Source organism: Pseudomonas ogarae (assembly GCF_014268695.2).
GTDB lineage: Bacteria > Pseudomonadota > Gammaproteobacteria > Pseudomonadales > Pseudomonadaceae > Aquipseudomonas > Aquipseudomonas kilonensis.
Map to the genome: position 1 here is coordinate 3,457,318 of NZ_CP077086.1, position 13,363 is coordinate 3,470,680.

At 60.1% G+C, this 13,363-nt stretch carries 9 protein-coding genes; 5 read left to right on the forward strand and 4 right to left on the reverse strand.

Features of this window, described 5'->3' with window-relative positions; translation table 11 throughout:
* Nucleotides 1–103 precede the first annotated feature (103 nt).
* Nucleotides 104–1,018 (reverse strand): LysR family transcriptional regulator, encoded by a 915-nt coding sequence (locus HU749_RS15055; RefSeq protein WP_225919093.1) that lies wholly within the window; start codon nt 1,016–1,018, stop codon nt 104–106.
* A gap of 257 nt (nt 1,019–1,275) precedes the next feature.
* On the opposite strand from HU749_RS15055, the gene HU749_RS15060 reads away from it, so the two are divergent.
* The 4 genes from HU749_RS15060 (at nt 1,276) to pgm (ending at nt 7,703) form a co-directional block, all read left to right on the forward strand.
* A complete protein-coding gene (locus HU749_RS15060; protein WP_046064292.1) occupies nt 1,276–2,301 on the forward strand; it encodes a zinc-dependent alcohol dehydrogenase family protein in 1,026 nt (341 codons plus the stop codon).
* Between the two features lie 679 nt (nt 2,302–2,980).
* The gene (locus HU749_RS15065) at nt 2,981–4,471 is read left to right on the forward strand and encodes a hypothetical protein (RefSeq protein WP_079304721.1); all 1,491 of its coding nucleotides are present in this window, start codon (nt 2,981–2,983) and stop codon (nt 4,469–4,471) included.
* Nucleotides 4,472–4,567: 96 nt separating this feature from the next.
* Complete coding sequence (locus tag HU749_RS15070; protein ID WP_079304719.1) at nt 4,568–5,965, forward strand: aminotransferase-like domain-containing protein; 1,398 nt, start codon at nt 4,568–4,570, stop codon at nt 5,963–5,965.
* Nucleotides 5,966–6,056: 91 nt separating this feature from the next.
* Nucleotides 6,057–7,703, forward strand: a complete 1,647-nt coding sequence (gene pgm, locus HU749_RS15075) for a phosphoglucomutase (alpha-D-glucose-1,6-bisphosphate-dependent) (protein WP_077508333.1) — start codon at nt 6,057–6,059, stop codon at nt 7,701–7,703.
* Nucleotides 7,704–7,870: 167 nt separating this feature from the next.
* On the opposite strand, the gene HU749_RS15080 is transcribed toward pgm, so the two are convergent.
* Nucleotides 7,871–8,566, reverse strand: a complete 696-nt coding sequence (locus HU749_RS15080) for a pirin family protein (protein WP_079304717.1) — start codon at nt 8,564–8,566, stop codon at nt 7,871–7,873.
* Between the two features lie 238 nt (nt 8,567–8,804).
* Here HU749_RS15080 and HU749_RS15085 point away from each other — a divergent pair, with 238 nt between their 5' ends.
* On the forward strand, nt 8,805–11,276 hold the full coding sequence (locus tag HU749_RS15085; RefSeq protein WP_186651064.1) for a UvrD-helicase domain-containing protein: 2,472 nt from the start codon (nt 8,805–8,807) through the stop codon (nt 11,274–11,276).
* 123 nt (nt 11,277–11,399) lie between these two features.
* Here HU749_RS15085 and HU749_RS15090 read toward each other — a convergent pair whose 3' ends face one another.
* Together HU749_RS15090 and HU749_RS15095 are read right to left on the reverse strand one after the other, a co-directional pair.
* On the reverse strand, nt 11,400–11,678 hold the full coding sequence (locus HU749_RS15090; protein ID WP_003201764.1) for a DUF1652 domain-containing protein: 279 nt from the start codon (nt 11,676–11,678) through the stop codon (nt 11,400–11,402).
* A gap of 193 nt (nt 11,679–11,871) precedes the next feature.
* Complete coding sequence (locus HU749_RS15095; protein ID WP_079304713.1) at nt 11,872–13,335, reverse strand: MFS transporter; 1,464 nt, start codon at nt 13,333–13,335, stop codon at nt 11,872–11,874.
* Nucleotides 13,336–13,363: the final 28 nt, after the last annotated feature.

The following is a 13,363-nucleotide window of genomic DNA, read 5'->3' on the forward strand; positions in this document are numbered from 1 at the left end:
CCCCCAGATTTGCCCCCAGGTGTCTCATCCTCTGGAAGTGGATAGATCTCCATGGCCTACGAAAAGGCAGAAATGATCAGCTCAATAGCCTGCCCGACGAAGCCTAGAGACTCTCAGGGGCGCCAAAAAACATCTGAATCCGCGACCGCAACCAGCGCTCCCCAGGGTCGTTATCCTGGGAGCCGCGCCAGGCCATGTGCAGCTCGAAGCTGCGCACTGGTATGGGCGGGTCTTCGGCGCGTACGCCGCCGGCGGCGGTCAGCGCGTCGGCGGTGTAGTCGGGCACGGTGGCGATGATGTCGGTGCCCGACAGCAGCGTGCTCAGGCCGTTGAATTGCGGCACCGCAAGCACCACGTGGCGCTTGCGGTCGAGTTTCGCCAGCTCTTCATCGATGAAGCCGCTCAAGTCACCCGCGAAAGACACCAGGGCATGGGGGCGAGCGCAGAATTCGTCCAGGGTCAGTCGTCCTGGGGCGGTGTCGGCCCGCAATACTTTGGGCATGCTGCGCCGCAAGACCTTGCGCTTGGCGTTGGCCGGCAGGTCGTCGGTGTAGCTGACGCCGATGGAGATTTCACCGGACGCCAGCAAGCCGGGCATCAGAATGTAGTTGACCCGGCGCACCACCAGCACGATGCCGGGTGCTTCGGCCCGCAGGCGCTTGAGCAGCATCGGCAGCAGGGCGAATTCGGCGTCGTCCGACAGGCCAATGCGAAACACCGAGGTGCTGGTGGCCGGGTCGAATTCCGCCGCGCGGCTGACCGCCGTGGAAATCGAATCCAGGGCCGGGGAGAGCAGGGCGAAGATCTCGACCGCCCGGGCCGAAGGCTCCATGCTCCGGCCGGTACGTACGAACAACGGGTCATCGAACAGGCTGCGCAGGCGCGACAGCGCGGCGCTGATGGCCGGTTGGCCTAGGAACAGTTTCTCGGCCGCGCGAGTCACACTGCGTTCATGCATCAATGTTTCGAACACGATCAACAGGTTCAGATCGACACGCCGCAGGTCATTACGATTCATCTGGGGTCCTGGCAGATTCGGCAAGCTTGACGTGAGCGGCCATATGGGAACAATGGCCGGCATGAATCTTACGGGGAAAGGCTGGTACTCTGCACCGGCTAATTGAGTTTTCTTAGGTTAAGTCCTACAGGAGTGGTTGGTTTTTCTTACTGCGGAATCAATGACAGGCATGTCGACTATTAATAGCCACTGATGGTCTTGGGTACAAAGCCCGGATAGAGTTCATGGCATTAGAGGTTACTTTGACGAGGTTTGCGATGTCCCGCACGATCCGTTTTCACAAGTTTGGTGGTGCCGAGGTGCTCAAATGCGAAGAGCATGCGGCGGCTCTTCCTGCGCCAGGAGAAGTGCAGGTCCGTGTCGAAGCGATCGGCATCAGTTGGTACGACACCTTGTGGCGCCAGAACCTGGCGTCGTCCCAGGCGCGCCTGCCTTCGGGCCTGGGCCATGAAATGGCCGGCGTGGTAACGGCCGTCGGCGACGGCGTCGATGACTTGGCCGTGGGCGACAAGGTCGCCAGCTTCCCGGCCGAGAGCCCGAACGATTATCCGGTGTACGGTGAAGTCATCGTGCTGCCACGCACCGCACTGACCCGTTATCCCGACGTGCTCAGCCCGATCGAAGCTGCCGTACATTACACGCCGCTGCTGATCGCGTATTTCGCCTATATCGACCTGGCACGGGTCAAACCGGGGCAATTCGCCCTGGTCACCGATGCCAGTCATTGCGCCGGTCCTTCCTTTGTACAACTGGGCAAGGCCCTGGGTGTACGGGTGATCGCGGCCACCAAGACGGCTGACGAGCGTGAGTACCTGTTGTCGCTGGGCGCCGAGAAGGTCATCGTCACCGAAGAGCAGGACTTGCTGATGCAAATCAACAAGCTCACCGACAACCGTGGCGTCGATGTGGTATTCGATGGCCTCGGCGGGCCGCAGATGTCGCTGCTGGGCGACGTGCTGGCACCGCGTGGCAGCCTGGTGCTGTATGGCTTGCAGGGCGGCAACCAGACGCCGTTTCCAGCCTGCGCGGCGTTCCAGAAGAACATTCAGTTCTTTGTGCACTGCATCGGCAATTTCACTGGCAAGCCGGAACTGGGCATTCTCCAGGACCAGGTGGCCTTGCAACGAGCATTGCGCGATATCAATCAACTGACCGCTGACCGTGTGCTGTTGCCACTCAAGACTCGGGTCTTCCCGTTCTCCGAGTTTGTCGAGGCTCACCGCTACATGGGCGAATGCCCTTGCCGTGAGCGCGTTGCCCTTCAGGTCGTCGACCCGGCCTGAATCCTGTCTTGCGCAAGAGTCATCGCCCCGGCTCTTGCGCCGCCTTCGTCCTGCCCCCCATCCTTTCTCACGGTACCTCCCGCCTGGCGGTGCTGCGTTCGTATCTCACCCTCTCGCGCCTTGAACGGCCTGTCCCGGTTCGCTCAAGCCTGAAACGGTTTGTCGGCCAACATCTGAACTGGTTTTTGCCCTCAATCTGTATCTTCTAATCATTGTTTAAGTCTTGATAATTGAACGCTGATTTCCATATCAAGGAAGAAGTCGTGGTGCGGTATAACTTTTTCGAAGGTCTTCATCCTTCAAGATGCATTCAAGGGGCAACGAGCGTTAATGGGTGCAAGGCTATCTATCGACCTTGGGGAAAACAGGGCGGGGTAGCGGGCCAATTAAAGTTCGGCAAGTTCTTTATTTCTCGTACTCATTGTCTGTGGGACGTTGTCAGAATTCTCCTAGGACGTGCCGACAGGTCGGCTATGCCCCTTGTTTTAAAGGGTCCTCAGCGGGAGTCTGAAGAGGCGTAAGCCGACTCTCGGTATGTGTATCAAATAATTACGACAAGCAATGCTTGAGCGTATTGCTAATACTCTTTGAGTACTAGAACAACCCTCTTGATCAACACGTCGCGCAGTCACGTTGGTGCGGGTGCGACGCCGATAGTTGAATTTCCAGGTAAATGGCTATGAGTGCAATTCATGAGCAGGCAATGACTCACGTGTATCAACAGATACTGCAACGACTGTTGGGTTTTTATTCCAGGGCAGAACGTACCGCGTTGCAGCTTTTGATCCAGCGTTTAATTGTCGCCGCCGGAGGCATCGAGCGGATTGGTGATTATCGTGTGTTGACGGTCCAGAATGGGAGCAGGGAAAGTTTTTATGTGCTGACCGCCTTGCGGGCCGCGCAGCTGAGTATCGCGGGGCGGCATCCGGTGACCTTCACCTTGCGCGTCGCCACGCCACGCCTGAGCGAAACCACCCAGGCGACGCTGGAAAACATCCACCGCTGCTACAGCGCGCTGTTTGTCTACGATGATCCCCGGGTCGAATTGCTGATGGCGGATAATCGCGAGGTGTTGCCGTTCAATCACCGGCAGCCCTTGTCGGTGGCGGGGCACGAAGCCAATCGCATGGACCTGCTGGTCCTGGGCCACCTTCGTGCGGTCGACAGTCCCTTGGAAATTGGGGATGACGGCTACCTGGCGATGGCCGAGTTCTATCGGCACATGGCCCGCTGGGAGTCGGGCGTGGATTCGCTGGTCAGCAGCGATACGCCGCGCCAGCAAAAACAGTTCATATCGGGCCTTCGCCGCGCGACTCGCAAGATCGGCCTGCTGACCGAGCACGCCTGCGGTTTCGACAACCTCTTTACCCACCTCGATACCCTGGGCGGTGATGTCTACCAGCATTTCTACGGGCCGGATCGCCTCGGTGCCTGGAGGCCCGAAGGCCATTTCGAGGCCTGCCGGCGAGTGAGCCACGTCGGCATCGACGACCTGATCGTCGATCGTTCGGAGGGAACCAACTGGCCGCTCTTCAACGAGTTCCTGCGGGTGCAGACCGAGGGGCTTGTTCCTTCGGCGCCTGAAAACGAATACCTCAGCCCGCTGCTGTCGGCCCATTTGCACGGCCTGCAGGCCTGCTACCTGCACGGCCGCAGCTATGAAACCGGCTACGGGGACTACGCGCAGCGGGCGATCATGATCATGCATCGCAAGCAACTGTCGGAACACGCCTGCGAGCAGGCTCGGGCGCTGTTCGGCTCGCCGTCGTCGATTCCCGAGCGTCGTGCCTACGCCGCCCTTGAAGCGCAAAAGATCCTGGGGCTCAGTGAAACGCAACTGGTGTGCATGCTGTTCGCACCCTTCGTGGGCCGGGGCGCGGGCCTGGAGGATTTCCTGCGTTGCTGCCACCCCGGCATGCTGGTGGCGATGCCGGACCTGCACAAGGCCATGCAGGGCGCGACCGTCGCCGATCAGATCGCGCAGTGGATGGTCGATGTCAGCGGCCTGCCCATCGACATCCTTGGCAAGCTGTACCGGGCGAGTGCCTCACTGCCGGAACAAGCGGAAATTGCCCCGGGCGCCGACCTGCAGCAGGCCATTGACGGCGTCGACACTGCAGAAGCCGGGCCGACCGTCGATGGGCTGCACGAACGCTCGGCAAGGCATTGAGGAACGAGGTTTGACGGACTCATCTACCTCGTCCCCTATTGCTACACCCGGCATTGCGACTGGGCCGGTTGCGACCCGCTCTCCTGGCCTGAGCCGATGAAAGGTTGCCGGGAGACAGACTTCGCCTACCAGGCGGTTTATCGCTACCTGACCACGCTGATCAACGAACTGGAGGTTGATGTGCGGGTTCGCCTGCCGTCGCTGCGGCAACTGGCCGAGCGTCTGAACGTGTCGATATCGACCATCCAGTACGCGTATTCGCTGCTGGAAAAGGAAGGGCGGGTCTATTCGATCGCCAAGTCCGGTTACTACGCGCTGCCAGTGCCCAGCATGACCACGCTGGATGGCGGTGGCGATTTGCTCGAGACCCTGTACGTCAATGCCCGACGGCCAGGTATGCAAGTACTTAGTGCGGACGAGCCGGCATCGATGCAGTCACTGGATAGCCCGCTGTTGCTGCTTGAGCGCGAATTGCTGCGCCAGTACCCACGTTCCTCGCAGACGCCTTCGCAACCTTGGGGCGAACTGGAGCTTCGCACCGCGCTGGCGGCTCGCTACACCTCTTCGCCGGCCCGCTGTTGGAATGCCGATGACGTCTACATTGGCGCCGACCTGCGGGGCGTCCTGGAGATCCTGATTGCGGTACTGGCACTCAGGGGCGCCGCGGTGCTGATCGAATCGCCCTGCGATTGGGCGGTGTTACGCCTGCTGCAGGCGGCGGAAGTCAACGTCATCGAGCTGCCATTGCTGGCCAGCGGGGAACTCAATGTCGAGCAGTTGGAACAACTGCTGGTGAACGAAACGGTACGCCTGGTGGTGCTGTCGTCGGTCTTGAATATGCCGAGGGGGACGCTCGTTCCTGAAGAGAACCGTCGCGCCATCGCGCATCTGCTGGAGCGGCACGGAACTTGGGTGCTGGAGAACGACAGCCATACGGACCTGGCGTTCGAGGCGAGGGTGACACCTTTTCGCGACTTGCTCGACCCGGACCGGCTGATCGTCTATTCGACGTTCGAGAAAACCATCGGGCCAGAGGCGCCGTATGGCTACGTGTTGTCGCGCCAGTTGACCCTGCACCTGCAACGACATTTCCTGTTGCGTGCGTTTCGCTTGTCGCCGATTCGCCAGAAAGCCATCGCCCGGCTGTACAGCAACGGTCGGATTGACCAGCACTTGCTGGTGTTGCGGCGCCTGTTGCGCGAGAGTGCGGTTTCAACCACCCACTTGCTGCGCGAACGGCTGGGAGACAGTCTGCAATGGGCAGAGCCCGAAGGTGGCGCGACGATCTGGATGCAATCGACGCGGCGGGTTGACTTGCGGCGGGTTTTCCATCGGCTGCTTGCCCAGCGAATCGTCATCGCGCCGGGGGAGTTGTTCAGCCTCCAGGGCCTGTATGCACAACATATACGCTTGACCCATGCCCTGAATGGACCACAGGACATGGACGCAGCGCTCTGCGCGCTGGGCGATGCCTTGAGGCTTGAACAATCGTAATCGGCGGCGATGGATCGAACCCATCGCGCCATGGTCGAACTGTCAGTAAACTGCACCCCATTTCCCGAGCCACTCCACTCAGAGGTTTTGCATGACAGTCAGTCCATTTGCGGGCAAGCCGGCACCGGCAGAGTTGTTGATCGATATCCCGCGACTGGTGACGGCCTACTACACCGGCCGACCCGATGCGTCGGTTGCGACCCAGCGCGTGGCTTTTGGCACCTCAGGTCACCGTGGCAGTTCCTTTGACCTGGGCTTCAATGAGTGGCATGTGCTGGCAATCAGCCAAGCGATCTGCCTGTACCGCGAAGCCCAGGGCATCAACGGGCCACTGTTCGTCGGCATCGACACCCACGCGCTGTCGACCCCGGCGGGTGCCAGCGCGCTGGAAGTATTCGCGGCCAATGGCGTCACCGTAATGATCGCCGAGGGTGATGAATACACCCCGACACCGGCGATTTCCCACGCCATTCTCTGCTACAACCGTGGTCGCACCTCGGGCCTGGCGGACGGTATCGTCATCACGCCGTCCCACAACCCACCGCAAAGCGGCGGCTACAAATACAACCCTACCAACGGCGGCCCGGCCGATACCCACATCACCAAATGGATCGAAGCCAAGGCCAACGAACTGCTGGCCAACCAGCTCGCCGGCGTCAAGCGCGTCAGCTACGAGCAAGCCTTGAAGGCCGACACCACCCACCGTCACGACTACGTCAACACCTACGTGGCGGACCTGGTCAATGTCATCGATTTCGATGCCATCCGCGCTGCCGGGCTGCATTTGGGCGTCGATCCGTTGGGTGGCGCGGGCGTGCGCTACTGGCCGGCCATTGCCGAGCATTACCGCCTGGACCTGGAAGTGGTAAACACCCACGTGGATTCCACCTTCCGCTTCATGACCGTCGACTGGGACGGGCAGATCCGCATGGACCCTTCCTCCAGCCATGCGATGCAAGGGTTGATTGGCCTGAAGGAACGTTTCGACGTGGCCTTTGCCTGCGACCCGGACCATGACCGCCATGGCATCGTGACGCCGTCCGGTGGCTTGCTGGCACCGAACAATTACCTGGCGGTGTCCATCGACTACCTGTTCCAGAATCGCCCGCAATGGCGCGCCGATGCCGCCGTGGGCAAGACGGTGGTCAGCAGCGGCCTGATCGATCGCGTGGCCAAGCGCCTGGGTCGCCGGCTCTATGAAGTGCCGGTGGGCTTCAAGTGGTTTGCCGACGGCCTGTTCGATGGTTCCCTGGGCTTTGGTGGTGAAGAAAGTGCCGGTGCTTCGTTCCTGCGCAAGGACGGCGGCGTCTGGAGTACCGACAAGGACGGCCTGATCCCGGCGTTGCTGGCAGCTGAAATGACGGCGCGCACCGGTCGTGATCCGAGCCAGGCCTACCGCGCATTGACTGACGAGCTGGGCGAGCCGTTCTCGGTACGCGTCGATGCCAAGGCCAGCCCACAACAGAAGGCGCTGTTGAGCAAGCTGTCGCCGGATCAGGTGACATCTACCGAACTGGCCGGGGAGAAGATCCAGAGCATCCTCAGCCATGCGCCGGGCAATGACCAGGCCATAGGCGGCCTGAAGGTCATGACCGAAAACGGCTGGTTTGCGGCACGTCCGTCCGGTACCGAGGATATCTACAAGATCTACGCCGAAAGCTTCATTGGCGATGCGCACCTCAAGCAATTGGTGGCTGAGGCGCAAACGTTGGTGGATGGGGCTATCACCAGCAAGTGACTCCGTTGGCAAGCCTTGCTCCAACCCTGTGGCGAGGGGATTTATCCCCGCTGGGCTGCGAAGCAGCCCCCAAAGACCTGCAACCGGGGGCTATCTGGCATACCGGTGCAATTGATTGGGGTTGCTTTGCAACCCAGCGGGGATAAATCCCCTCGCCACAAGACCAATCAGGCCAGGTCCACGAGCACGATTTCGCTATCTTCTATTGCTGTCACTCGTAAGATCTGTTCATCTTCAATCGCAACCCCATCTCGAGCTTGCGCACGCAACCCATTGATTTCTATCAGTCCTGTGGCCGGTACCAGATAAGCTCGACGTGCGATGTCCAGCCGATACTCCGCACTTTCACCCGCCTTGAGATTGGCCGCTACCAGTCGTGCGTCGGCGCGAATGCGCAGGCTTTGGTCATCGCCGGCCTTGCCACTGGCCAAAGTCACGAAGCCTTCGCGCGAGTCCTTGGGAAACGGTTTGGCGCCCCATGACGGTGGCAGGCCTTCTTCGTTGGGGATGATCCATATCTGGAAAATGCGGGTGGCCGTCGATTCCAGGTTGTATTCGCTATGGGCAATGCCGGTGCCCGCGCTCATGACCTGTACATCACCGGCCTCCGTGCGGCCCTTGTTACCCAGATTGTCCTGGTGGCTGATCGCGCCTTCGCGCACATAGGTGATGATTTCCATGTCCCGGTGCGGGTGTTGAGGAAAACCGCTGCCAGGGGCGATGACATCATCGTTCCAGACCCGCAAGTTGCCCCAATGCATGCGCTGGGGGTCGTAATACTCGGCGAACGAAAAATGATGGTGGGCATCCAACCAGCCGTGGTTGGCGGCGCCCAAGGTGGCGAAGGGCCTGAGTTCGAGCATGTTCGTGTCCTTTTCCGCTGAGCAGCGAAAGCGATGGTTGATGGGGTTATTTTCGCCAGGCAAACCATCGATAAAAAGCGTAAAAAGTGCGTCAATCCTATCGAATGTTTAGATGCAAAATCGAGAGCCAGCTTTCACTTCATCGCCTAAACCCATGAGTTAAAAGCTTTTGGGTGGAACCCGGCGGCAAATACAGACACCATAGCCGTCATGGTTCATGAACACCGGAGTCCCCAGCGTGGCGCAACACACTCCCGATCTTCCCCCCGAGCTTTTATCCCTGGCCCAGATGCCGCTGTTCAAGCGCCTGGCCGCCCGGCTTTTCGGCCATGGCCTGACACGCCTGCGCGCCCAACATCGCGCCTCCTGGTTGCATGGCCAGGCCGACGGTTTCCGCAGTGGTCATACCGCCGGTTTTGACTATGGCTACAAGGAAGGCCGGGCCGAAGGGCTTGAGGAGGGCCGTCAGGTCCTGCTGATCCGTGATTCGCGCAGCACGGAGCATCCGGCACCGCAGGTCGATGATTTGCTGTTCGATGACTGGCGCCTGCCGCTGACCGCTGAGCTGAAGAAACGCATCAAGGCAGATGTCGCCAGATTGCTGCCGGCCCATGCACAACCCAGTGTCGCGCAATGGAAAATGATTTTCAGCGACACGCCCTCGACCTCGGTGGTCGCCGGGGCCGGGGCGGGCAAGTCCACCACCCTGGTGTTGCGCATTGTGCTGTTGTCCCATTACCTGGGTTTCGAACTGGACTCGATGACCGTGGTGACGTTTACCCGGGAGTCGCGCAAGGATTTCATCCAGAAACTGATCGAAGTGTTTGCCCTGTGGGGGCGAACCGTCAGCCTCAAGGAAGCTCGTGACCTGGTGCGGACATTCCATTCGCGCATCTTGCCCATGGTCCGCAGCCTGCCTGGGTTCGAGCGGCTCCAGGCCTTCGAGACCCTGAGCCATCGCGCCGAAGCGGGTGACGATGATGCCCAGGGCAATCCCTTTGATTTGCGCATCAACGACGCCCAGCGCCAGCAACTCAACGCCTGTTATTACAACCTTTACCAGCGTGACGGGCGTTTCCGTGAGCTGATCCTGCCGTTGTCCCGCCACGCGCTGCAACTCAAGGAGCTGGAACGCGATCACCCGGATGTGCAAAAGCGCGTCGCGGTGACCGAGTTGGCAGCCCAGCGCGACGAAGAGTTGTGCGATGCGATCGAAGACCTGTGGTTGCGCGCCGGTGCCTGGCCGATCAAGGGGATCGAGCCGAAGCGACAAACGTTCGAAATCAATGGTTCGACGTTCCACTGCCATGGCTACGCGCCTTCCCTGGATGCCTGGGTGATACTGGGGTTCGATCCACGGGAAGACGCCCGGCTCAGCCGTCCGGGCGCCAAGTTGAGTATCCGTGCGGAATGGGCGGTCAAGCGCACACTGTTTCAAGCTTTCTGTCGTAAGCCATTGATATGGTTTGAAGGTTATGAGGCGTCAAAACGTGTATTGGCGTCGATGGCCGGTGACGCCAGCGCCGGGCCAGGGTTCGACTATAAGGTCAAGGGCGAACTGGGTTCGGCGCCATTGCTGGACTGTTTTGTCGCGGCGGCAGGCTTTATCGAGAATCTTGGCCTGGACGTCCCGGATGCCGTGGGCCGGATGTCCTTTGCCCAGGACGACCCTGATCGGTATTTTTTCGAGGCGCTGAGCCGCTTCTGGCGGGCATTCGAAGACCATTTGCTTGATCAATCGCCGCCGGTCATGACCTACAACCGCATGTTTGCGCTGTTCAGCGAGCACTCACCGGAAAATTTCAAGTTGCTGGGGGATGCGTTGCTCAGGCCGCTTTCGCACCTGATGATCGACGAATTTCAGGACGTGTCACCGCAGATCGTCTCCTGGCTACGGGCCAGTCTGCGGGAAGTACGCAGCCGTGGACCCGCGATGCACGTTGGGCGCGGTGCCCAGCGCTCTTCCTTGTTATGTGTCGGGGACGATTGGCAATCGATCTATGGCTGGCGCGGCAGTTCGCCGAGCTACTTCATGGCGTTCAACAAGCAATTCCCGTCGCCAACGACGACACGGGTCATGCTCACCGACAACTACCGCAGCCACCAGCACATCATCGACGCGGCCGAGCACATCGTGCGGGCTGCCGCGGCTATCCCCGGTAAAAAGGCTAAGGCCAGTGGTATGCCTCGCTCTCTGAGTCCAGTCAACGTGCTGGATCGAGATGACGAAGGGCTGGCCCTGCGATTGGAAGAACACTATCGCAGGGGCGATTCAATTTTGATGTTGTATCGAAAAAGCAGCGATAAGCTATTGATAGAAAAGTATATTTATCCAACAGTTAATGTTGATTCTAGCTTGCCGTACGATGCCCGGCGGCTCAGGCAGATGACTTATCACAGTGCCAAGGGGCTCCAGGCTGATGCGGTGTTCTTGTTGGGCGATTGCCAGCACCTGAGCAGTTCACCCTATAAGAATCAGGTCTATCGAATGGCTGGGCTGGGGCAGGACGGAGATGCTGAGCCTTACGACACGGCGCAAAAGGATGAAATTTTGCGTTTGGCGTATGTGGGGATTACTCGTGCGGTGCAGCATTGTTATTGGTATGTCGATGGGCAGGATGGGCAGGCGGCCAATGGGCCTAAGGCTTCGGATCGTGTTGCGGGGGACAAGCCCTTTTTTGCTGACCATCGGCGTGTTCGTAAAGGATAGGGTTTGGTGTGTATATCCGTTACCGCAGCAACGGATATGTACACATCAATCCAATAAAAAACGGCGCCTGCCCATACAAATGGGACGCGCCGCTTTATCTAGCAGTAAAAAGAACCAACCCTGTCAGGAAGCAAACCGCCGCAACCCCACCGGTGGCACAAAAGCTTCCAGTTCGGCCTCTACTGCCTCGATTATTCGTTCCACATCGGGAGCATTCATCACGGTCGCGCAGGGGATACCTGCAATGGCGATCATGGTCTCGCCGCTGGCACGGTCAAACAGCCTGGCAACCATGCTGCCAGGCGCATCCATGCTCGCTTCGAATCCCATGGGATGGAAGTGCCAGCGCATCAACTGGCAAGCGTTGGGGAACGTAACCTTGCTGAAAGATCCTTTATTCATGTGTTGCCCGCCTTCTTCAATCGAGCGCTTCCTTTTGCCCATGTCAGGAAGGAAGAGCCATCATGGCTCTACCAGTGAGAACTAAAAATAGCACCTGAAAATGAAGCTCATGTGGATTTTTTCAGTCCGTTTTGCGATTGGTTCACTTTTTTTGATCTGGATCACGACTTAAGCGGTAATGCTCAGAATGCCATCACGCTTGGCTGGGGTTGTCCCGAGGCTTGGGCAAGGGCTCTGGCTCGCGGCTTTTCCAGGCGATGAGCAGGGCCAGGGTCACCATCGCCAGGGCGACGGCGAAGGTCGTGTGCAGGCCGTTCGTCACCGCTTCGGGGCTGGCGCGGGCGATGTCATTCGTCGCTGCGACAGCCGCAAACACTGCGCCGAGCACGGAAGCGCCCGTGAAGAAACCCAGGTTGCGCGACAGGTTCAGCAGCCCGGCGATGACACCACGCTTCTGGACAGCCACCTCGGCCATGACGGCCGTGTTGTTGGCCGTCTGGAAGAACGCATAGCCGAGAGTCGTCACCACGATAGCCGCGAGGTAGCCGACGATGCCAAGGGCAGGGGGTACCAGCGAGAGCATCAGGCAGCCGACGACCATGGTCGCCAGGCCAGCGAGTCGCATGGACGTTACGCCGAAGCGATCCGCCAGGCGTCCGGCAGGCACTCCAGCCAATGCCGCGACGCCCGGCCCGGCCGCCAGCACCAGCCCCACGATGGCCGCCGGCAGTCCGAGGGTGATGGACAAGTAAAAAGGCCCGACCAACAGCGTCGCCATCATGACCGTCGCGACCAGGGCGCTCGTCGCCAGGCCCGACACCAGCAGCCGGTCGCGAAAGATTGCCAAGGGAATCAACGGCGATACGGCCCGGGATTGGACCCGAATGAACACTCCGCCGCCCACGAGCGCGATCAGCAGCAGTGCAATATTCAATCCGCCAAAGCTCCCGCGCCCGGAGGTCATGGCCAAGGCATAGGCGGCGAGCGTCATTGCCAACAGCAATGTACCGGTTACATCGAAGCGGGTTCCTTCGGGCTTCGGCGGCACTTCACGCACTGGTAGCGAATACCACGCCAGCCCTAGCGTCAGCAGGCCGAGGGGGATGTTGACCAGAAACAAGGCCTGCCAGCCGAATCCGCCGATCAACATGCCGCCAAAGGATGGCCCAAGGGCCGTGCCCACCGCCGACAGCGTGGCCAGCAGCCCCATGGCGCTGCCGGTTTTTTCCTGGGAGACCGTTTCGCCGACCAGGGCCAGGGTCAACGTCATCATGATGGCCGCCCCCAGGCCTTGCAGCGCCCGACCGGCGACCAGAAGCCAAAGCGAAGGCGCGAGGCCGCACACCGCCGATGCCAAGGTGAACAGGATGATGCCGACCAATAACAGCTTGCGCCGCCCCATCAGGTCTCCCAGACGGCCGACACTGACAATCAGCGTGGTGATTGCCAGCAGATAGGCCAGCACCACCCATTGAACCTGCTGGAAAGAGGCATCGAGCGCCTGGGCCAGCGTCGGCAGCGCCACCGCGGCCACACTGGCGCCCAGAGAGGCCAGCAGTGTCGAAAGCGCAAGGCTGGCCAAGGCCAAACGGGGTGAAAAGAGCCGGTGTGCGGACGCGGTTGCCGGCCGGTTTTGTGGTGTGTTGACGGGTTTCATCGTGTCACCTGTATCCGTAGCGCTCGAA

Coding starts and splice junctions, on each gene's coding strand:
- HU749_RS15095 (WP_079304713.1), bottom strand. CDS start 13,335: ATGAAACCCGTCAACACACCACAAAACCGGCCGGCAACCGCGTCCGCA.
- HU749_RS15080 (WP_079304717.1), bottom strand. CDS start 8,566: ATGCTCGAACTCAGGCCCTTCGCCACCTTGGGCGCCGCCAACCACGGC.
- HU749_RS15065 (WP_079304721.1), top strand. CDS start 2,981: ATGAGTGCAATTCATGAGCAGGCAATGACTCACGTGTATCAACAGATA.
- HU749_RS15055 (WP_225919093.1), bottom strand. CDS start 1,018: ATGAATCGTAATGACCTGCGGCGTGTCGATCTGAACCTGTTGATCGTG.
- pgm (WP_077508333.1), top strand. CDS start 6,057: ATGACAGTCAGTCCATTTGCGGGCAAGCCGGCACCGGCAGAGTTGTTG.
- HU749_RS15060 (WP_046064292.1), top strand. CDS start 1,276: ATGTCCCGCACGATCCGTTTTCACAAGTTTGGTGGTGCCGAGGTGCTC.
- HU749_RS15090 (WP_003201764.1), bottom strand. CDS start 11,678: ATGAATAAAGGATCTTTCAGCAAGGTTACGTTCCCCAACGCTTGCCAG.
- HU749_RS15070 (WP_079304719.1), top strand. CDS start 4,568: ATGAAAGGTTGCCGGGAGACAGACTTCGCCTACCAGGCGGTTTATCGC.